This is a genomic window from Janthinobacterium sp. CG3 (assembly GCF_000344615.1).
GTDB lineage: Bacteria > Pseudomonadota > Gammaproteobacteria > Burkholderiales > Burkholderiaceae_D > Janthinobacterium.
This window is the reverse complement of sequence record NZ_KB467824.1, coordinates 4,794,846-4,814,279: the sequence shown is the minus strand read 5'-3', so window position 1 is coordinate 4,814,279 and position 19,434 is coordinate 4,794,846. Positions and strand designations below refer to the sequence as shown.

Genomic DNA, 19,434 nt, shown 5'->3' with positions numbered 1-19,434 from the left:
GATGGTTCGCTTTAATAAAAAGAATCGGTTCAGGCCAACGCGGTGTCGGCCGGTACATATAGGTAGCCAAGGTCCCTGGCCACCGCTTCGTAGGTGATCTGGCCCTGGCACACGTTCAAGCCGTGCTTCAGGTGCAAATTGTCTTTCATGGCCTGGCGCCAGCCCTTGTCGGCCAGCGCCACGGCGTGGGCTATGGTGGCGTTGTTGAGCGCGAAGGTCGAGGTGCGGGCGACCGCGCCCGGCATGTTGGCGACGCAGTAATGCACCACGTCGCCGACCATGTAGGTCGGGTTGGCGTGGGTGGTGGCGCGCGAGGTTTCGAAGCAGCCGCCCTGGTCGATGGCGACGTCGACCACCACCGCGCCCGGCTTCATGCGCGCTATCATGGCGGCGCTGACCAGCTTCGGCGCGGCCGCGCCGGGCACCAGCACGCCGCCGATGACGAGGTCGGCGTCGAGCACCGCCTCCTCGATCGATTGCGCGTTCGAATATTGGGTGACGATGCGGTTGCCGAACACCAGGTCGAGCTGGCGCAGGCGGTCGACGTTCTTGTCGAGCACCGTGACGCGCGCGCCGATGCCGACCGCCATCTGCAGCGCGTTGGTGCCGACCACGCCGCCGCCGAGGATGGCGATGTGGCCCGGCGCCACGCCCGGCACGCCGCCCAGCAGCAGGCCCATGCCGCCCTTGGATTTCTCCAGGTGCGCGGCGCCGGCCTGGATCGCCATGCGGCCGGCCACCTCGCTCATCGGCGCCAGCAGCGGCAGGCCGCCGCCGTGGCCGGTAATGGTTTCGTAGGCGATGCAGATGGCGCCGGATTGCACCAGCGCGGCGGTTTGTTCCGGGTCGGGGGCCAGGTGCAGGTAGGTGTAGAGGATCTGGCCAGGGCGCAGCATCGCGCATTCCTGCGGCTGCGGCTCCTTGACCTTGACGATCATCTCGGCGCGGGCAAAAATCTCCCCGGCCGATTCAACCGTCACGGCGCCGGCCGCCTCGTACATCGCGTCGGTCAGACCGATGGCGAGGCCGGCGTTCTTCTGCACGAGCACCGTGTGCCCGCGCAGAACCAACTCGCGTACGCTGGCCGGGGTAAGGCCGACGCGCGATTCCTGGTTTTTAATCTCTCTTGGGACGCCTACTAGCATGCTGGTCTCCTGTTTTTATAGGTATGTTTGCACCGCCAACCGCAGATATTGGGGGGGCAGACCCCGAGGGTCTGGCCCCGCTTTGACGCGCCTCGGTTTAGTCGAGGTTCTTCAGCACTTTGGCGAGCTTGCCGAACAGCTCGTCAATGTGTTTTTTCTCCAGCACCAGCGGCGGCGACAGGGCGATGATGTCGCCGGTGGTGCGAATCAGCACGCCGTCGGCGAACGCCTGTTTGAAGGCGCTGAACGCGCGCGCGCCCGGCTTGCCGGCGATCGGCGCCAGCTCGATCCCGGCGATCAGCCCGATGGTGCGGATGTCGATCACGTGCGGTAGCCCCTTGAGCGAATGCACCGCGTCTTCCCAGTAGGCTTGCACGCCCTGGGCGTGTTCCAATATCTGCTGCTCCTCGAACACTTCCAGCGTCGCCAGCGAGGCGGCGCAGGCCAGCGGATGGCCCGAGTAGGTGTAGCCGTGGAACAGTTCGATGCCGGCCGGGCCGTCCATGAAGGCGTCGTGGATGTGCTGTTTGGTGAACACGGCGCCCATCGGCACGACGCCGTTGGTCAAGCCCTTGGCGGTGGTCATCATGTCCGGTTCGACGTCGAAGTAGTCGGCCGCGAACGGCGTCGTCATGCGTCCGAAGCCGGTGATGACCTCGTCGAAGATCAGCAGGATGCCGTGCTTGGTGCACAGCTCGCGCAGGCGTTTCAGGTAGCCCTTCGGCGGTATCAGCACGCCGGTCGAGCCGGCCACCGGCTCGACGATCACGGCGGCGATGGTGGAGGCGTCGTGCAGCGTGACGATGCGTTCCAGTTCGTCGGCCAGGTGGCTGCCGTATTCCGGCTCGCCGCGGGTGAAGGCGTTCTTTTCCAGGTTGTGCGTGTGCGGCAGGTGGTCGACGCCGGGCAGCAGCGGGCCGAAGGTTTTGCGGTTGCCGGCGATGCCGCCGACCGAAATGCCGCCGAAGCCGACGCCGTGGTAGCCGCGCTCGCGGCCGATCAGGCGGGTGCGCCCGGCTTCGCCGCGGGCCTTGTGGTAGGCCAGCGCCATCTTCAGCGCGGTGTCGACGGCCTCGGAACCGGAGTTGGTGTAGAACACGTGGCCGAAGCGGTGGCCGGTGTAGTCCATCAGTTTTTCGGCCAGGTCGAAGGCGGCCGGGTGGCCCATCTGGAAGGTCGGCGCGAAGTCGAGCTGGCCGACCATTTCGCGCACGGCGCTGACGATTTTCGGCTGGGCGTGGCCGCACGGCACGCACCACAGGCCGGCGGTGCCGTCCAGGATGCTGTTGCCGTCGACGTCCTTGTAGTACATGCCCTCGGCCGACACCAGCAGGCGCGGGTTGGCTTTGAAGTCGCGGTTGTTGGTAAATGGCATCCAAAACGACGACATCGATTCTGGTCTGGATTCGTTCATGCAAATCTCCTTTGAATTTCGGTTTCGACGGGAGCCAGCGCTGGTTTCAGCATCGCTCCATCGGGAAGTTTTTACAAGCGTAAAATAATTTACCAGTTGGCAAAATGATGGTGCAATAATAGACAGGCAGCCAACTATGGCACAGATACACAAATATCAAAACCATCCAACCGTACAGGCGACAATACCAATACAGTTCTGTCCGGTGCTTCACAAGGGGACAATGGATGAATGAGATTAGCACCGCCGCCGAGCTGGCGGATTGCGCCAAATCGGGCTGGCCCACGCTGGCCATCGAGCGCAGCAAGAAGGGCGGCCTGGTCGAGCAGATCGTCGCCGCCATCAGCCTGATGGTGGGCCAGCGCGAACTGCGCGTCGGCACCAAGATGCCGTCGGTGCGCCAGTTCGCCAAGTGTAATGGCGTCTCCACCTTCACGGTGGTCGAGGCCTACGACCGGCTCGTCACGCTCGGGCTGCTGTCGTCGCGGCGCGGCTCCGGCTACTTCGTCGCGCGCAACGAGACGGCGGCCTCGGCGCAGGTGGCGATCCACGCCAGCCCGACCGCCATCGACGCCCTCACGCCCGACCTGTACTCGGGCGTGTCGGACGCGCTGCCGGTCGGCGCCGGCTGGCTGCCGCCGGAGATGTACGGCGAGGACACCATCCTCGACGCGGTGCGCCAGGCCATGCGCATTCCCGCCAACCGCCTGCGCGGCTACGGCCACCCGCTCGGCTTCCCGTCGCTGCGCCAGCACCTGGCGGCGACGCTGTCGGAGGAGCTGTACGCGGTCGAGCCGGACCAGATCGTGCTGACCCACGGCGCCACCCACGCCTTCGACCTGATCCTGCGCACGCTGACCAGGCCGGGCGACACCGTCTTCGTCGAAGACCCCGGCTACAGCAACCTGCTGTCCCTGATCCGCCACCACGGCTGCGTCCCGGTCGGCATTCCGCGCAGCGACGCCGGCCTCGACTTCGAGGCGCTGGCGCGCCAGGCCGCGGCCACGCAACCGAAACTGATGTTCGTCAACACGGTGCTGCAAAACCCGCTCGGCGCCTCGCTCAGCCACGCCCAGGCGCACCGCCTGCTGGGACTGGCCGAGCAGTTCGACTTCTGGCTGGTCGAGGACGACATCTACCGCGAACTGACGCCGCGCGGCGAAGCCTCGCTGGCGGCGATGGACGGCCTGCGCCGCGTGATCCGCGTCGGCAGCTACTCGAAGACGCTGTCGCCGGCGCTGCGGGTCGGCTCGATCTCGGCGTCCAACTCGCTGCTGCCGGAACTGGTGCGGGTGAAGATGCTGGCCGGCCTGACCACCTCCGAAATCAACGAGCGCGCGGTCTACCACGCGGTGTCGTCGCGGGCCTACCGGCGCATGATCGAGCGCCTGACGACCCAGCTCGACGGCTGCCGCGAGCGCAGCATCGACTGCCTGGCGCAGGCCGGCATGGCGCCGGTGGCGCGCCCGCGCGGCGGCATGTTCGTCAGCGCCGGCTGGGACCGCGCGCCGACGCCGGACTGGAACGGCAAGGTCATCGCCGACCTGGCGCTGAAGTCCGGCATCCTGCTGTCGCCCAACGAATTTTTCATGCTGCGCCAGCCCGACACGGTCTGGTTCCGCTTCAACGTCGCCTACTCGGACACGCCGCCGCTGCTGAAGTTCCTGCAGTCGGTCCGCCCCCGGTAAGCGGCCACGATGACAGTCACGGTGAAAGTTCCGCCATGCCGCCAGCAAAACCACTGAACGCCGCGCCGGTCCCGGGCAAGCGGCGCGTGCAGAACCGCGACAAGCTCGAAGCCGACGTCGTCGCCCGGGCCGTGCGCGCGTTCGCCGAATGCGGCTACGAGGGCACCTCGATCGCCGCCATCGCCGACAGCGCCGGGCTGTCGAAGCAAAACCTGATGTACTACTTTCCCACCAAGCAGGCGCTGTACCAGCGCGTGCTCGACGACGTGCTCGACGAATGGCTGGAGCGCATGGAAAGCCTGGCCGACGACCACCAGGACCCGCACGACATGCTGCGCGCCTACATCCAGGCCAAGCTGCGCTTCTCGCGCGAGCAGCCGTGGGCCTCGCGGGTGTACGCGATGGAGGTCATCAGCGGCGCCCAGTTGTACGGGGCGCAAATCCGCGAGCGCGTGGTGCCGCTGCTGCGCAAGGACATCGCCGTGTTCGAGAAATGGATCGCGGCCGGGTTGATCGCGCCGGTCAACGCCACCCATCTGCTGTTCGCTATCTGGGCGATGACGCAGTCCTACGCCGACTTCTCGGCGCAGATGGCGCTGGTGCTGGACCGCGCCCAGCTGACCGGCGCCGACTTCGACGCCGGCGAAAAGCTGATCACGCAGATGGTGCTGGCGGCGGTGCGCCTGGAACCCGGCACGGCGCCGCTAAGTTAAGCTTGCGTAGCTCGGATGCGGGGGCCGCCGCGGCGAACGCGTCATCCGACGCCGAGCCGCCGCCGACGCCAGTCGGGTTACGCCGTTCCAGCTCACCCGACCGCCGAAAATGCTTCACTTGTCGGTATCCCCCCTGTGCCAACAAACAGTTGGCGCCGCGACGCTCTAGCATGCATAATTACCAATACGACAGCGCATCCTTAGAATCGGACTTCCCATGGCCTTCCACGTGTGGCTGACCTTCGCCGCCACCTACTTCCTGCTCACCATCACGCCGGGGCCGAACGTCGTGCTGGTCATCCGCAACAGCCTGAAATTCGGCTCCGCCTCGGCCCTGCTGACCATCCTCGGCAACCTGACGGCGCAACTCATCGTCGTCATGCTGGTGGCCGGCGGCGTCGGCGCGACCATCGCCGCGCTGCCCGAGTTTTTCCTGGTGATGAAGGTGCTGGGCGCGGCCTACCTGATCTTGCTGGGCATCGGCCAGATCCGCACCGCGCGCCAGCCCGGCTCCCCAACCGGCGACGAGGCGCCGGGCGCGCCGATGTCGAAGTCGGGCGTGTTCCGCTCCGCCTTCCTGGTCTCGATCAGCAACCCGAAGACCTTGATCTTCCTGTCCGCCTTCATGCCGCAATTTATCGACCAGAGCCGCGCGCTGGGCTGGCAGTTCGCCGTCATGTACCTGACCATCGCCGCCAGCGTCGGCAGCGTCCACATTTTCTATTCGTTTTCGGTGAACCGGCTCAAGCACAAGGTCAAGAACAGCCGCTTCATCAAATCGGTCAAATTCCTGGGCGGCTCGTTGTTTGTGCTGCTGGGGTTAAAACTGCTGACCAGCCAACGCACTTGAGGACGCCGGCTGAAGGCGCTGCCGTAGACGCCACGCTTGCGGTTCGGCATGGCGGCGGGTAAGCTTTGCGCGCACGCGCCACCGCCGCGCCCGAATCAATCAGATCTGAAGGAACTTCATGAATTACCTGTCGCCGGCACGTAAGCTGCCCTGGGCTTGCGCCGCATTATTGTTGGCGCTGTGTTCCAGCGCCAACGCGCAACCGTTCGAACTGCTCGAGAACCAAGCGCTGCGGCAAGTATGGCTCAACGCCGGCTTCTACTCGGCACACTTCGACAGCGACAAAGGCTTGAACAACAGCAACCCCGGCATTGGCGCCGAGTACCGCTTCTCGACGGTCATGTCGGCCACCGCCGGGCGCTTCTACAATAGCGACCGCGCCTATTCGAACTACGCCGGCATGTACTACCAGCCGGTGGCGCTGGGGCCGTTCCGCCTGGGCGCCGTGGTCGGCGCCTTCAGCGGCTATCCGAAAATGCGCGACGGCGGCTGGTTTCCAGCCATCATTCCGACGCTCAGCTACGAGTACAACAGCGTCGGCTTGAACCTGGCCTTCGTTCCGCCGTACAAGGACCGTTTATACGGCGCCCTGAGCTTCCAGCTCAAGCTCAAAGTCTTCGAGTAGGCGCCGCGGGCGATTGGTCGCGCGCCGGCGCCGGCCATGCCGCCGCTTCGGCGTTTCGTCGGAAACGCGCGGCGTGCGCGCCGCCGCCGCGCTATAGTGCCGTCATCGCCAAGCCGCAGTTCGCGGCCGCGCAGCGTCCTATCAGGAGAAACGGCATGAAAGACATCAATTCCCCACCGTTCAAATCGGTGTTCCAAGATACGCAACAAAGCACGTTGCGAATCGGCCGCCTGGGCGCGCGCATTGTGAGCAATATGTCCTGGCCGTCGCTGTTGGTCAGCTGCGTCGTGCTGGCTCTGCTGATCACCATCGTTCCCCTGGTGATCGGCCTGTTCCTCGTCTTCCTGGTATTGAAATGGCTGATCCGCAACGCGCCCTTCGGCGCCGGCGGCAAACCGCGCCGTGACCGCCATGGCATGGCCCGGCATGAATAACGCGTCATCCGCCTTGTCGCGCGACAAACAGTGGCTATATCGATAGATTCTGTGCGATTTCGGCGCCGTCGTGCGTTCGTCTGACGCTGATCAACGGGCGCCCCAGGCGCGCGGAGAGGGCGAACGCAAACCGGCGGAAAACGATCCAAACTTCTTTATGCGTTGTAGGAGTTTTCCATGTCCGCAATACCGAAGAACACCAAGGCAAGCGTCGTCCCTTGCCTGCGCTACCGCGACGCGCCGGCCGCGATCGCATGGTTGTGCAGAGCATTCGGCTTTGAACAGCAACTGGTAGTGCCCAACGAGGACGGCAGCATCGCCCACGCCCAGTTAAGCTTTGGCAACGGTATGGTGATGCTCAGTTCGATCTTCGACACCGAATTCGGCCGCCTGATGGCGCAGCCCGGCGCGCTGGGCAACCTCAACAGCCAAACCTGCTACCTGGTCGTCGCCGACGCCGACGCCGTGTACCAGCGCGCCCGCGAAGCCGGCGCCGCCATCGTGCTCGACATCAAGGACGAGGACTACGGCGGACGCGGCTTTACCTGCCGCGACCCGGAAGGCCACCTGTGGAGCCTGGGCACCTACGACCCGTGGTGAGCGCCGCCGTGATGTGGTGCATGCAAATAGACTCGGGCCAGGCTAAGCCAGCGCGGCGATCAGCGCCGCGTCGCGCACCTGCACCGGCCCGATCTTGATGACGTTGCGGTACAGCGGCGGCAAACCCTCGCACAGCGCACTCAGCGCCGCCTGCTCCAGCCCGGCGCGCACATACTGGAACTGGGCCGGATTATTCGCCGGCAAAGGCCCTTCCATGGTCGAGCCATACGCGCCCAGGTTCATGAAGCTGGCCGCGCTGTCGTCGGGGCCGATGGCGAACACGAAGGTGCCCTCCTTCGGGTGCGCCAGGTAGCGGCTGACGTCGTCCTGCAGGGCCGCGTCGGCGCCGTGCATCAACGCGTAGCGCAACTGCGCGTAGCGCCGCGTGCACTCCATGAACGGCGTGCGGATGGCCGACTGCGCGCGCTGGCCCGGCACGCACAACAGCAGGTTGCCGAACAGGTCGAGCAAGGCGCAGGCGTCGCCGGCGCCGCCGTTCAGGCGGTCTTGCGCCATGGCCGCCAGCAGGAACGGCGCCAGCCCGGCGTCGGGCCGGTGCGGCGTGCCGCGGTAGCCCAGCGCGGCGGGGTCGCCGCGCTTGAGCGCCAGCACGATCGGATGGTCGGCGGGCAGGCTGGCCGGGTCGCGCAACTGCTGCTGGCCCGGATCGGCGGTCAGCAATGCCATCACCTCCTCCGAGGTCGATTCAAACACCAGCGCGCACAGCGCCTGGGTCGGCTCGGTCACCGTTTTGCCGATGAAGAAAGGCTTCGGCGCGGCGCCCGCGGCGGCGCGCGCGTACTCCGAGCGCCCGCGCACGGCCGGGTAGCAAAAACTGGCCGCCGCCTGCGCCTGCAAGCGCGCCGGCAGCGCGGTGAAGCTGGCGTCGCCGTCGTAGTTAATGCCGGCGTTGGCGTCGCCGGCCGCAGCCACCACGTGGAAGCCCGCCGCCAGGATCGCGCCGGCGCACATGCAGCAGGGGTCGAGCGAGGTGACGATGGTGACGTCCTCCGGCGGCGGCAGCGCCACGCCCTTGGCGCGCTCGGCGAAATACCAGTCGACCAGTTGGCGTTCACCGTGCGCGGTCGGGTCGAATATCAGGCCGTTGCGCACCACGTTGTTGTGCATCGATTGCAGCACGTTGCCGGACTGGTCGAGCAGCACGCCGCCGACGCCGAAGGTGCCCTGCGTCTTCGCCGTCATGGCCTCGGCGGCGGCGATGGCCACCGCCGCCTGCACGTCAATAGTCTTGTTCACGGCGCGGCCTTATGGACGTTCGGGAGGTTTTTTCAGGTCGGCGCCGCCAAAGGCGTTCGGCAACTGCGCGCTGGCCGTGGTCTCGAAGACGTCGCCGTTCAGATTGGTCAGCAGCACCGGCAGGTCGTTGCCGCCCAGTTCCAGGATCACCTGGCGACAAGCGCCGCAGGGGGCGATCGGGCCGTCGGTTTCGCCGATGACGACCAACTGGTCGAAGTCGCCCGGCTGGTAGCCGTGCGCGAAGGCGCTGAAGAAGGCGGTGCGCTCGGCGCAGTTGCACAGGCCGTAAGCGGCGTTTTCCACGTTACAGCCGCGGAACACGCGCCCGTCGCTGCACAGCAGCGCCGCGCCAACCTTGAAGTTCGAGTACGGCGTGTAGGCCAGCAGGCGCGCGGCGGCCGCTTCGGCGATCAGTTCTTGCTTGTTCATGTTGCGTGTCCTTGGCAGGTTATGGGCGGATCGAACGGTACACGACCGGGTTCGCGGCCGGCGCGATGGCGCTGATGGCGTAGGCGGCCTGCACTTCGCGCACGGCCTGCCGCGCCGCCGCTTCGGTGCGCGCGTGGACGATGGCCAGCGGCTGGCCGAGCGCGACCGCCTGGCCCAGGTTGACCAGTTCAGTCAAGCCGACGGCGAAGTCGATGGCGTCGCTTGGACGGCGGCGGCCGCCGCCCAGGCCGACCACGGCCAGGCCCAGGCCGCGGCAGTCGCAGGCGCTGGCGAAGCCGGCTTGCAGCGCCGGCGCCGGCAGCACCACCGGGGCGCGTTCCAGGTGGCGGTCCGGGTTGTCGACCAGGTCGGCCGGGCCGCCCAGGGCGCTGACCATGCGCGCGAAACGCTCGGCGGCGGCGCCGGAGTCGAGCGCCGCCACCAGCTTGGCGCGCGCCTCGGTTTCGTCACCGGCCAGTTTGCCCAGCACCAGCATTTCGGCGCACAGCGCCAGCGTCACCTCGTGCAGGCGCGCCGGACGCGAGCGGCCGGTCAGGTAATCCATCGCGCAGCGCACTTCCAGCGCGTTGCCGGCGGCCGGCGCCAGCGATTCGTTCATGTCGGTCAGGAGGGCCGAGGTGTGCATGCCGGCGCCGTTGCCGACGGCGACGATGCTCTCGGCCAGCTCGACCGACTTGTCGTAGGTGGGCATGAAGGCGCCGCTGCCGACTTTGACGTCCATCACCAGCGCGTCCAGGCCGGCCGAGAGTTTTTTCGACAGGATCGACCCGGTGATCATGGCCACCGATTCCACCGTCGCGGTGACGTCGCGGATGCTGTAGAAGCGTTTGTCGGACGGCGCCAGTTGCGCGGTCTGCCCGATGATGGCGACGCCGACTTCCCGCACCACCTTGCGGAACAGCGCGTTGTCGGGCACCGTGCAGTAGCCGGGAATGGCGTCGAACTTGTCGAGCGTGCCGCCGGTGTGGCCCAGGCCGCGGCCGGAGATCATCGGCACGTAGCCGCCGCAGGCCGCGATCATCGGCCCCAGCAGCAGCGAGACGACGTCGCCGACGCCGCCGGTCGAGTGCTTGTCGACCACCGGGCCGGGCAGGTCCAGGCCGCGCCAGTCGAGCACCTCGCCGGAGTCGCGCATGGCCAGCGTGAAGGCGACGCGCTCGTCCATGTTCATATCGTTGAAAAACACCGCCATCGCCAGCGCCGCGATCTGGCCCTCGCTGACGCCGCCGTCGGTGATACCGCGCACGAAGAACTGGATTTCTTCCGCGCTCAGGGCGCCGCCATCGCGTTTTTTACGAATGATCTCTTGGGTTAAAAACATGTCTTGGTCCGCCTGTAAGATAAGGTGATAGCCGCGCGCGCCGCTTTGGCGATTTGTAAAGCGATTCGGGCCGGACCTCCACGCGCATACCTGCGGCGAGAATCCGGCCCCTTGCTGTCGATGCTGTTCAAACGCCGTAAGGAATCCAGACGTTCTTGACCTGGCTGGCGTGCGCCAACACCGCGCGGCCGCCGCTTTGCGCCGTACTATACCAGTCGCGTCCCTTGGCGCCGCCGACCCAGGTGCGCTTGAGCGACCCGGCCGACAAGCGCTCCACTTCGGCGCAGCCCTCGGCCGAGCCGTCGTGGCGCCACACCGCGTCGATATCCGAATGGGTCGCCAGCGTGCGCGCCAATTCGTCGGCGCCGCCGGTGACGATATTCACCACGCCGCCCGGCAAATCGGAGGTGTCGAACACCTGGTACAGGTCGATCGCCGACAGCGGATGCGCTTGCGACGGCACCACCACCACGCGGTTGCCCAGCGCGATGGCCGGCGCCACCAGGGCGATAAAGCCCAGCAGCGGCGACTCGTTCGGGCAGACGATGCCGATCACGCCGACCGGCTCGTTGAGCGCCACCGTGACGCCCTGCGTCGGCGGCTGGTGCGCCAGACCGTCGTACTTGTCGGCCCAGGCGGCGTAGTAGAACAGCCGCTCGATAGCCGCCTGCACCTCTTTTTCCGGATTTTTAGCGCCGGTCATGGCGCCGATGCGGGCGGCGAATTCGTCGGCGCGCGCGGCCAGGTTTTCGGCGATGTAATACAGCACCTGGGCCCGGTTGTGCGCGCTCGCGCGGCTCCAGCCGGAGGCTTTGTGCGCCGCCTCGACGGCGTTGCGGATGTCCTTGCGGCTGCCCTCGCCGATATCGGCCAGGAAGGCGCCGTCGGCGCCGAACACGGCGCGGCTGTAGGCGCTGTCGGGGCGGGCCTGCTTGCCGCCGATATACATTTTCGCGGTGCGGTCGATGGCGAAGGCGTCGCCGGCCGGCGCCGCCGCAGCCTTGGGTTTGGCCTTCGGCTCCAGCGGCGGCGCGGCCGGACGCGCGTCCTCGGACAGCGGCGTCATATATTCCAGCATGCCTTCGCGGCCGCCCTCGCGGCCGAAGCCCGATTCCTTGTAACCGCCGAAACCGCAGGAGGCGTCGAACTGGTTGGCGCTGTTGATCCACACCACGCCGGCCTTGATCTGCGGCGCGACGTCGAGCGCCAGGCTGATCGACTCGGTCCAGACGCAGGCGGCCAGCCCGTAGACGGTGTTGTTGGCCAGTTGGACCGCCTCCGGCGGCGTGCGGAAGCTCATCGCCACCAGCACCGGGCCGAAGATTTCCGCCTGCGCCACGGCGGCCGAGGTGGAGGCGCCGGTGATCAGCGTCGGCGGGAACCAGGAGCCGTCGGCCGGCAGTTCGCAGGCGGGCTGCCACACGGTGCAGCCCTCGGCGCGGGCCGAGTCGACCAGCGCGGCGATGCGCTGGCGCTGGACCGGGTCGACCAACGCGCCGATATCGCTCGACTTGTCGAGCGGCGAGCCGAGGCGCAGGTTCTGCATGCGCGCGCGCACCTTGGCCAGGAAACGCTCGTGCACCGACTCTTGCACCAGCAGGCGCGAGCCGGCGCAGCAGACCTGGCCCTGGTTGAACCAGATCGAATCGACCAGGCCCTCGACGGCGGCGTCCAGGTCGGCGTCTTCGAAGACGATGAAGGGCGACTTGCCGCCCAGTTCCAGCGACAGCTTCTTGCCGCTGCCGGCGGTGGCGACGCGGATCAGGCGGCCCACTTCGGTCGAGCCGGTGAAGGCCAGCTTGTCGACGCCGGGATGCGTGACGATGGCTTCGCCGACGCGGCCGTCGCCGGTGACGATGTTGACCACGCCGGCCGGCACGCCCGCCTGCAGGCACAGCTCGGCGAACAACAGCGCCGTCAGCGAGGTGAATTCGGCCGGCTTGAACACCACCGTGTTACCGGCGGCCAGCGCCGGCGCGATTTTCCAGGACAGCATCAGCAGCGGGAAATTCCACGGCACGATCTGGCCGACCACGCCCACCGCGCGGTAGTCGGCGAAGTCCTCGGCCTGCAACTGGGCCCAGCCGGCGTGGTAGTAGAAATGCCGCGCCGCCTGCGGCATGTCGACGTCGCGCGTTTCGCGGATGGTCTTGCCGTTGTCGAGCGTCTCCAGCACCGCGAACAGGCGCGCGTGCTTTTGCAGCAGCCGCGCCAGCGCGTACAGCACGCGCGCGCGGGCGTGGCCGCCGATGCCCTGCCACAGCGGCTGGGCGCGGCGCGCCGCCTCGACGGCGCGGTCGACGTCGAGCGCGCTGGCCTGGGTCAGCTCGGCCAACTGCGTGCCGTCGGCCGGATTGGTGGAGGCGAACAGCTCGCCCGCCTCGCTCCAGGCGTTGTCGATGAACAGGCCGAACTTGCGCTGGCGCTGGTCCAACCACGCTTGCGCTTCTTTTTGACTTTCCGCTGCGGGGCCGTAGTCCATAGTCGTGAGAATCTCGTTAATTGTTGGCATGACGATTGTTCTTTAAGGTTGCGCGTGGCGGTGGTTGGCCGAGTAGTTCCCGGTGACGTAGTGTTCAAGCTGGCGCTCGATGTCGGTCAGCAGGCTCGACGCGCCGATGCGGAACAGCTGCGGCTGCAGCCAGGCGTTGCCCAGTTCTTCCTTCATCAGGGTCAAATACTGCAGCGCGCTCTTGGCCGAACTGACGCCGCCGGCCGGCTTGAAGCCGACCATGAAACCGGTTTGCTCGTGGTACTCGCGGATCGTGCGCACCATCGTCAGGGCTACCGGGATGGTGGCGTTGACGCCCTCCTTGCCGGTCGAGGTCTTGATGAAATCGGCGCCCGCCATCATGCACACCCACGACGCCTTGGCGACGTTTTCCAGGGTCAGCAAGTCGCCGGTGGCCAGGATCGCCTTGACGTGGGCGTCGCCGCAGGCTTTGCGGTAGGCCAGCATCTCGTCGTACAGCGTTTGCCAGTTGCCCGTCAAAACGTGCTGGCGGGTGATGACGATGTCGATCTCGGTGGCGCCGGCGGCGACCGACAATTCGATTTCGCGCAGCTTCGTTTCCATGCTGGTCAGGCCGGCCGGGAAGCCGGTCGAGACGGCGGCGATCGGCAGGCGGCCGTTCAGCGCGCGCACGGCCGGGGCGATCATTTCGTGGTAGACGCACACCGCGCCGGTGCTCAGGTCGGCGACGCCGAGCGCCGCCATCAAATCGGCGCGCAGCGGACGCAGCGCCTTCATGCACAGGCGCTCGACGCGGCCCGGGGTGTCGTCGCCGCCGAGCGTGGTCAGGTCGATCACCTGGATCGCCTTGACCAGCCAGGCGGCCTGGTATTCCTTCTTCACCGTGCGGCGGTTCGCCAGGCTGGCGGCGCGGCGGTCGGCGGCGGCGCGGTTGACGCGGATCTGGTTGATCCAGCCGAGGTCGAGGCCGATCGCTTCGTTACGCTTGAAGTCGGGGGACATTGTCATAGCAAGTTGTTTCCATGTGCAAGTGGCGCCACGCCCAGGTGGTGGGCGAGGGTTTGGCCGATATCGGAGAAACTGTCGGAAATGCCGAGCGCCCGCGGGGCCACGCCGGGGCCGAAGAACATCATCGGTATATGCTCGCGGGTGTGGTCCGAACCGGGCCAGGTCGGGTCGCAGCCGTGGTCGGCGGTGACGACCACCAGATCGCCCTGTTTCAGCTTGGCGACGAACTCGGGCAGGCGCGCGTCCATCTCGTGCAGCGCGTCCGAATAACCCTGGACGTTGCGGCGGTGGCCGAAAGCCTGGTCGAAATCGACGAAATTGACGAAGGTCAGCGAGCCGTCCCCAACCTCGTCGGCGACCGTCAGCAGCGCGTCGAACAAGGCCATGTTGTCGACGCCCTTGACCACGCGCGAGATGCCCTGGCCGGCGAAAATATCGCTGATCTTGCCCAGGCCGACGACCTCGCCGCCGGCGTCCTTGACGTGGTCGAGCAGCGTCGACGCCGGCGGCGCGACGGCGTAGTCGTGGCGGTTCGAGGTGCGCGTGTAGTCGCCGTTGGCGCCGCTGAACGGGCGCGCGATGACGCGGCCGATGTTGTACGGCGCGACCAGCTTGAAGGCCGCCTCGCACACCTCGTATAAACGCTCCAGGCCGAACGAGTCCTCGTGCGCGGCGATCTGCATCACCGAGTCGCCCGAGGTGTAGATAATCAGCTTGCCGCTGGCGACATGCTCGTCGCCGTGGCGGTTGATGATCTCCGTGCCGGAAGCGTGGCAGTCGCCGAGGAAGCCCGGCACGCCGGTCAAGGCCTGCAGCGCGGCGGTCAGCTCGGCCGGGAACGACGGCGTCGTGCGCGGGAAATAGCCCCACTCGAAATCGACCGGCACGCCGGCGATCTCCCAATGCCCGCTCTGGGTGTCCTTGCCGGTCGAACGCTCGCGCGCGGCGCCGTAGGCGGCGCCGAAACCGTCGCGCAGCGCGAAGCCCTCGGCCCATTCGCCGCAAGCCAAATGGGCGGCGGCGGCCAGGCCGAGCCGCTCCAGGTTGGGCAGGGACATCGGCTTGCCCTGTCCCGCGGCCCAGCTGGCGATATGGCCAAAGGTATTGGCGCCGGCGTCGCCGAAGGAGGCCGCGTCCGGCGTGGCGCCGAGGCCGAAGGAATCAAGCAAAAGGATAAAGGCGCGTGACATGATGGGGCTCGATTAAAAAGAGGTAAACGCTATCAAGCCTGCGGCTTGGCGGCGACGTCGGCCAGGAAGGCCAAAATCAGCTTGACCAGATCCTTGGCGCCGATAGCGGCGTACTTCAGGGTCTGCTCGTGCGACAGCGCAAACGGCGACATGCCTTCGGCCAGATTGGTGATGACGGACACGCCGACCACCTTCAAGCCGCAATGGCGCGCCGATACCACCTCCGGCACCACCGACATGCCGACGGTGTCGGCGCCCAGGCGCGACATCATGCGGATTTCGGCGGCGGTCTCGAAGTTCGGGCCGGGATAGGCGACGAACACGCCCTCGTGCAGCGTGATGCTGTTGGCGGCGGCGCTTGCCTTGACCATGTCGCGCAGTTCGGCGTCGTAGGCGTTGGCCATGCTGAAGAAACGCGGGCCGAAGCGCTCGTCGTTGGCGCCGACCATCGGCGTACCCGGCAACAGGTTGATATGGTCGGTAATCGCCACCAGACTGCCGGCGTCGACTTCAGGGCGCAGCGAACCGGCCGCGTTGGTCACGAACAGCATCTCGCAGCCCAGCAGCTTCAGGGTGCGGATCGCGCTGGTCATCACGCCCATGCCGTAGCCCTCGTAGAAATGGCCGCGGCCCTTCATACACACCACCGCCACGCCCGACAGCGTACCGACCACCAGCTCGCCGGCGTGGCCGTGCACGGTGCTGATCGGGAAGCCAGGCAATTCATCGAAGCTGATCGTCACCGCGTCGCTCATCTGCTCGGCCAGCACGCCCAGGCCGGAGCCCAGGATCATCGCCACGCGCGGCATGAAATTCGCGGGGGCGCGGGCGCGGATGATTTCGGCGGCGTGGAAAGGGGAATTGTTCGACATGATTATCCTCGTAATTTTAATAGATGAATTCGTTGCTGCTATGCGCTGCGATAGTAAAAAGAGCGGCGCAAAAGAGCGGCGCGCCGGCTCCGTGTGAGGCGACTGCGTGTCTGGTACGCAAGCGTGGTGCGGATGCATCGAATTGGGTGGAGCTACTGCTATCGAACGTCACTATGCATCAACCGCCATATGTATGGCAAATACCATTTTTCTTCCACATTTATACAAAACCAATATAAATAAGCCGTATGATAAGACAGCGTAAACAGCCCCAAACGAGCGAACGCGACAACAGCGTAGGGAACCTCGTTTGACAGCTGTAAAACATATGTTTACGATCACTAACAATTGTACAATCCCATTATGCCATGACCGACCTTTCGAAAAAAGACCAGTTGTATGGGCTGATCCGCGCCAACCCCTTCATTTCGCAGCAAGAGTTGGCGGTGGAGCTACGCCTGTCGCGCTCGGCCGTGGCCGGCCATATCGCCGGTCTGATGCGCGAGCGCCGCCTGCTCGGGCGCGCCTACGTGCTGCCCGACAGCCGGCCGGTGATGTGCATCGGCGCGGCCAATCTGGACCGCAAGCTGCGCACGCTGGCGACGCTGCAGATGGGCACGTCGAACCCAGCCAGCGCCGAGGAGGTCTTCGGCGGCGTGGCCCGCAATATCGCCGAGAACCTGGCGCGCCTGGGCGTGCCGGCCGCGCTGTTGACGGTGTTCGGCGACGACGCCGCCGGCGCCGCGCTGCAAGCCCACGCCGAGGCCGCCGGCATCGATACGCGCGGCAGTCTGCGCCTGGCCAACACCTGCAGCGGCACCTACACGGCGGTCCTCGACGAGCGCGGCGAGATGGTGCTGGCGCTGGCCGATATGCAGTTGTACGACGCGCTGACGGCGCAGTTCCTGGCCGGGCGCGCGCCGCAACGCGCCGCCGCCGCGCTGACGGTGGCGGACTTGAATTTGCCGCTCGAAGCCGTCGCCTCGCTGCTGGCCGACGCGCTGCGCGACAGCGTGCCGCTGGTGTTGGTGGCGGTGTCGCAGCCGAAGATGCGCCACCTGCCGCTCGACCTGCGCGGCCTGCATCTGCTGATCCTCAACCGCGGCGAGCTGGAAACCCGGGTCGGCCACGCCCTGCCCGACCAGGCCGCCGTGCGCGAGGCCAGCCTGGCCGTGCAGGCGCAGGGCGCGCAGCACCTTATCGTCACCTGCGCCGGCGCCGGCGTGTACTACAGCTGCGCCGACGGCGTCGCCCACCTGCCGGCGCTGGAGGTGCAAACGGTCGACGTCACCGGCGCCGGCGACGCCTTCGCCGCCGCGGTCTGCTGGTCGCTATACCAGAGCAGCGGCGACTTGAAGCTGGCCTGCCGCCGCGGCTTGAAAGTGGCCGCGATGACGCTCGAATCGGACGCCACGGTGTCGCCGCTGCTAGCGCCCGACGTGCTCGACGAAATCCATAGCTTCGACCTGTCGCAGCCGATCTCCACTTTTTTTCCCCTGGACTGAACCATGCACCATTTGCTCTCGTTTTCCCCCGAAGTGGCGGCCGCCCGCGCCGCCGGCCTGCCGGTCGTCGCGCTTGAGTCGACCATCATTTCGCACGGCATGCCCTACCCGCAAAACGTCCAGATGGCGCAGGAGGTCGAGCAGATCATCCGCGACGGCGGCGCCGTGCCGGCCACCATCGCCGCCATCGACGGCAAGATCTGCATCGGCCTGACGCCGGCCCAGCTGGAGCTCTTGGCCACCTCGCCGGACGCGATGAAGGTCAGCCGGCGCGACCTGCCCTACGTGCTGTCGCAGGCCAGGCTGGGCGCGACGACGGTGGCGGCGACGATGATTTGCGCCGAACTGGCCGGCATCGCCGTGTTCGTCACCGGCGGCATCGGCGGCGTGCACCGCGGCGCCGAGACCAGCTTCGACATTTCGGCCGACCTGCAGGAACTGGCGCAGACCTCGGTGGCGGTGGTGTGCGCCGGCGTCAAGTCCATCCTCGACATCGGGCTAACGCTGGAGTACCTGGAAACCCACGGCGTGCCGGTGCTGGCGGTCGGCCAGGGCGGCTTCCCGGCCTTTTTCACGCGCGAGAGCGGCTTCCAGGCCGACTTCCAGCTCGACACGCCGGCCGAGCAGGCCGCCTTCATCCACACCAAGTGGCAGCTCGGCCTGAAGGGCGGCGTGGTGGTCGGCAATCCGGTGCCGGCCGCCGACGCCATGCAAAAAGACGAGATCGACGCCATCACCGCACAGGCGCTGGCCGAGGCCGCGCAAGGCGGCGTCAAGGGCAAGCAGGTCACGCCCTTCCTGCTGGCGCGCATCAAGCAACTGACCGGCGGGCGCAGCCTGGCCACCAACATCGCGCTGGTGAAGAACAACGCCCGCGTCGGCGCGGCGCTCGCGCGCGCCATGCTGAGCCATCGGGCGGTGCCGTAACAACGCCATGTCCATCGACCTGAAACAGTTAAAATATTTTCTCGCCGTCGCCGAGGAAAAGAGCTTCAGCCGCGCCGCCGAGCGGCTGCACATATCGCAGCCGCCGCTGAGCCAGCAGATCATGAAGCTGGAGAGCGAACTGGGCGTGCGCCTGTTCGCCCGCACCACCCGCACCTTCGAGCTGACCGTGGCCGGCAAGGCGCTGATGTCGGAGGCCGCGGACCTGCTGGCGAAAATGCGCATGACGATAGACACGATCCGCCAGATCGACCGCGGCGAGGTTGGGCGGCTGCGCGTGGGCATCGTCGGCTCGGCCATGTGGGGGCCGATTCCCAGTCTGCTCGAAGAGTTCCAAACCAAGTATCCGCGCGTCACCTGGACGCTGCACGAGTCCGGCCCGAACGTGCAGTACGAGGCTCTGCGCGCCAAGCAGATCGACGTCGGCTTCTGGCGCGAGCCGAAGCTCAACGACGACGACCTGCGCCGCGACAACCTGCGCCAGGAGCTGTGCTTCCGCGAAAACGTTTGCGTGGCCGTCAACGAGCACCACGCGCTGGCGAAGGAAAGTGCGATCGAGCTGAGCGACCTGGAACACGAGCCGATGCTGACGCTGGCGCTCGACAAGTCGGCCTTCCCGCGCTACCTGGTGCAATGCTGCGTCAAGGCCGGCTTCCAGCCCTTCATTTTCCAGGAGGCGTCCGAGCCGCAGACGCTGCTGGCGATGGTCGGCGCCGGCCTGGGTTACACGCTGCTGCCGGAAACCACCAGCCGCATCGGCTGGCCCGGCGTGGTATTCCTGCCGATCAAGACCAACCCGCCGTCCGCCAACCTGTACATCAGCTACACCACGCTGGACGACGCGCCGGTGGTGCGCGCCTTCCTCAACATCATCAACCCGCCGGCCCGCGCCGACTAGCCGCGCCAAGCGCGCCTGCAACGCAAAAAGCCCCCGCACACCTTGC

General features: G+C 66.8%; 18 protein-coding genes. 9 read left to right on the top strand and 9 right to left on the bottom strand.

The features are described 5' to 3' along the window. Positions 1–29: 29 nt before the first annotated feature. Together ald and JANGC3_RS0121390 are read right to left on the bottom strand one after the other, a co-directional pair. Positions 30–1,145, bottom strand: coding sequence for an alanine dehydrogenase (ald, locus tag JANGC3_RS0121395; RefSeq protein ID WP_026133304.1), 1,116 nt, complete (start codon positions 1,143–1,145; stop codon positions 30–32). A 97-nt stretch (positions 1,146–1,242) separates the two neighbouring features. Next, positions 1,243–2,559: an aspartate aminotransferase family protein gene (locus JANGC3_RS0121390; RefSeq protein WP_026133303.1), complete on the bottom strand. Its 1,317-nt coding sequence runs from the start codon at positions 2,557–2,559 to the stop codon at positions 1,243–1,245. Positions 2,560–2,786: 227 nt separating this feature from the next. On the opposite strand from JANGC3_RS0121390, the gene JANGC3_RS0121385 reads away from it, so the two are divergent. The 6 genes from JANGC3_RS0121385 to JANGC3_RS0121360 all read left to right on the top strand — a co-directional run bounded on the left by JANGC3_RS0121385 (position 2,787) and on the right by JANGC3_RS0121360 (position 7,469). Continuing rightward, on the top strand, positions 2,787–4,247 hold the full coding sequence (locus tag JANGC3_RS0121385; protein WP_017878531.1) for an aminotransferase-like domain-containing protein: 1,461 nt from the start codon (positions 2,787–2,789) through the stop codon (positions 4,245–4,247). Positions 4,248–4,282: 35 nt separating this feature from the next. Beyond that, the gene (locus JANGC3_RS0121380; protein ID WP_017878530.1) at positions 4,283–4,960 is read left to right on the top strand and encodes a TetR/AcrR family transcriptional regulator; all 678 of its coding nucleotides are present in this window, start codon (positions 4,283–4,285) and stop codon (positions 4,958–4,960) included. A gap of 217 nt (positions 4,961–5,177) precedes the next feature. Next, positions 5,178–5,810, top strand: a complete 633-nt coding sequence (locus tag JANGC3_RS0121375) for a LysE family translocator (RefSeq protein WP_017878529.1) — start codon at positions 5,178–5,180, stop codon at positions 5,808–5,810. 118 nt (positions 5,811–5,928) lie between these two features. Next, on the top strand, positions 5,929–6,435 hold the full coding sequence (locus JANGC3_RS0121370) for a hypothetical protein (RefSeq protein WP_035787878.1): 507 nt from the start codon (positions 5,929–5,931) through the stop codon (positions 6,433–6,435). 155 nt (positions 6,436–6,590) lie between these two features. Next, positions 6,591–6,869, top strand: a complete 279-nt coding sequence (locus tag JANGC3_RS0121365; RefSeq protein WP_017878527.1) for a hypothetical protein — start codon at positions 6,591–6,593, stop codon at positions 6,867–6,869. A gap of 177 nt (positions 6,870–7,046) precedes the next feature. Then, on the top strand, positions 7,047–7,469 hold the full coding sequence (locus JANGC3_RS0121360) for a VOC family protein (protein ID WP_017878526.1): 423 nt from the start codon (positions 7,047–7,049) through the stop codon (positions 7,467–7,469). Between the two features lie 42 nt (positions 7,470–7,511). On the opposite strand, the gene JANGC3_RS0121355 is transcribed toward JANGC3_RS0121360, so the two are convergent. From JANGC3_RS0121355 to xapA, 7 genes are all read right to left on the bottom strand, one after another. Continuing rightward, positions 7,512–8,726: a nucleoside deaminase gene (locus JANGC3_RS0121355; protein WP_026133301.1), complete on the bottom strand. Its 1,215-nt coding sequence runs from the start codon at positions 8,724–8,726 to the stop codon at positions 7,512–7,514. Between the two features lie 9 nt (positions 8,727–8,735). After that, on the bottom strand, positions 8,736–9,155 hold the full coding sequence (locus tag JANGC3_RS0121350) for a cytidine deaminase (protein WP_017878524.1): 420 nt from the start codon (positions 9,153–9,155) through the stop codon (positions 8,736–8,738). 19 nt (positions 9,156–9,174) lie between these two features. After that, positions 9,175–10,497 carry a thymidine phosphorylase gene (gene deoA / locus JANGC3_RS0121345; RefSeq protein WP_017878523.1) on the bottom strand — a complete coding sequence of 441 codons (1,323 nt, stop codon included), beginning with the start codon at positions 10,495–10,497 and terminating at the stop codon, positions 9,175–9,177. A 127-nt stretch (positions 10,498–10,624) separates the two neighbouring features. Continuing rightward, complete coding sequence (locus JANGC3_RS0121340; protein WP_442789081.1) at positions 10,625–13,009, bottom strand: aldehyde dehydrogenase family protein; 2,385 nt, start codon at positions 13,007–13,009, stop codon at positions 10,625–10,627. Between the two features lie 12 nt (positions 13,010–13,021). Beyond that, on the bottom strand, positions 13,022–13,978 hold the full coding sequence (deoC, locus tag JANGC3_RS0121335; protein ID WP_026133300.1) for a deoxyribose-phosphate aldolase: 957 nt from the start codon (positions 13,976–13,978) through the stop codon (positions 13,022–13,024). Next, positions 13,975–15,168: a phosphopentomutase gene (locus JANGC3_RS0121330; RefSeq protein WP_026133299.1), complete on the bottom strand. Its 1,194-nt coding sequence runs from the start codon at positions 15,166–15,168 to the stop codon at positions 13,975–13,977. The genes deoC and JANGC3_RS0121330 overlap by 4 nt, the downstream gene beginning before the upstream one ends. A gap of 32 nt (positions 15,169–15,200) precedes the next feature. Continuing rightward, on the bottom strand, positions 15,201–16,040 hold the full coding sequence (gene xapA / locus JANGC3_RS0121325) for a xanthosine phosphorylase (protein WP_017878519.1): 840 nt from the start codon (positions 16,038–16,040) through the stop codon (positions 15,201–15,203). A 368-nt stretch (positions 16,041–16,408) separates the two neighbouring features. Here xapA and JANGC3_RS0121320 point away from each other — a divergent pair, with 368 nt between their 5' ends. Genes JANGC3_RS0121320 through JANGC3_RS0121310 form a run of 3 tightly spaced genes read left to right on the top strand, consistent with a single transcriptional unit; the run spans position 16,409 to position 19,388 of the window. Next, entirely contained in the window at positions 16,409–17,545 is a 1,137-nt protein-coding gene (locus JANGC3_RS0121320) for a carbohydrate kinase (RefSeq protein WP_017878518.1), read from the top strand. 3 nt (positions 17,546–17,548) lie between these two features. Continuing rightward, on the top strand, positions 17,549–18,472 hold the full coding sequence (locus JANGC3_RS0121315) for a pseudouridine-5'-phosphate glycosidase (RefSeq protein ID WP_017878517.1): 924 nt from the start codon (positions 17,549–17,551) through the stop codon (positions 18,470–18,472). A 7-nt stretch (positions 18,473–18,479) separates the two neighbouring features. Further along, entirely contained in the window at positions 18,480–19,388 is a 909-nt protein-coding gene (locus JANGC3_RS0121310; protein WP_017878516.1) for a LysR family transcriptional regulator, read from the top strand. Positions 19,389–19,434: the final 46 nt, after the last annotated feature.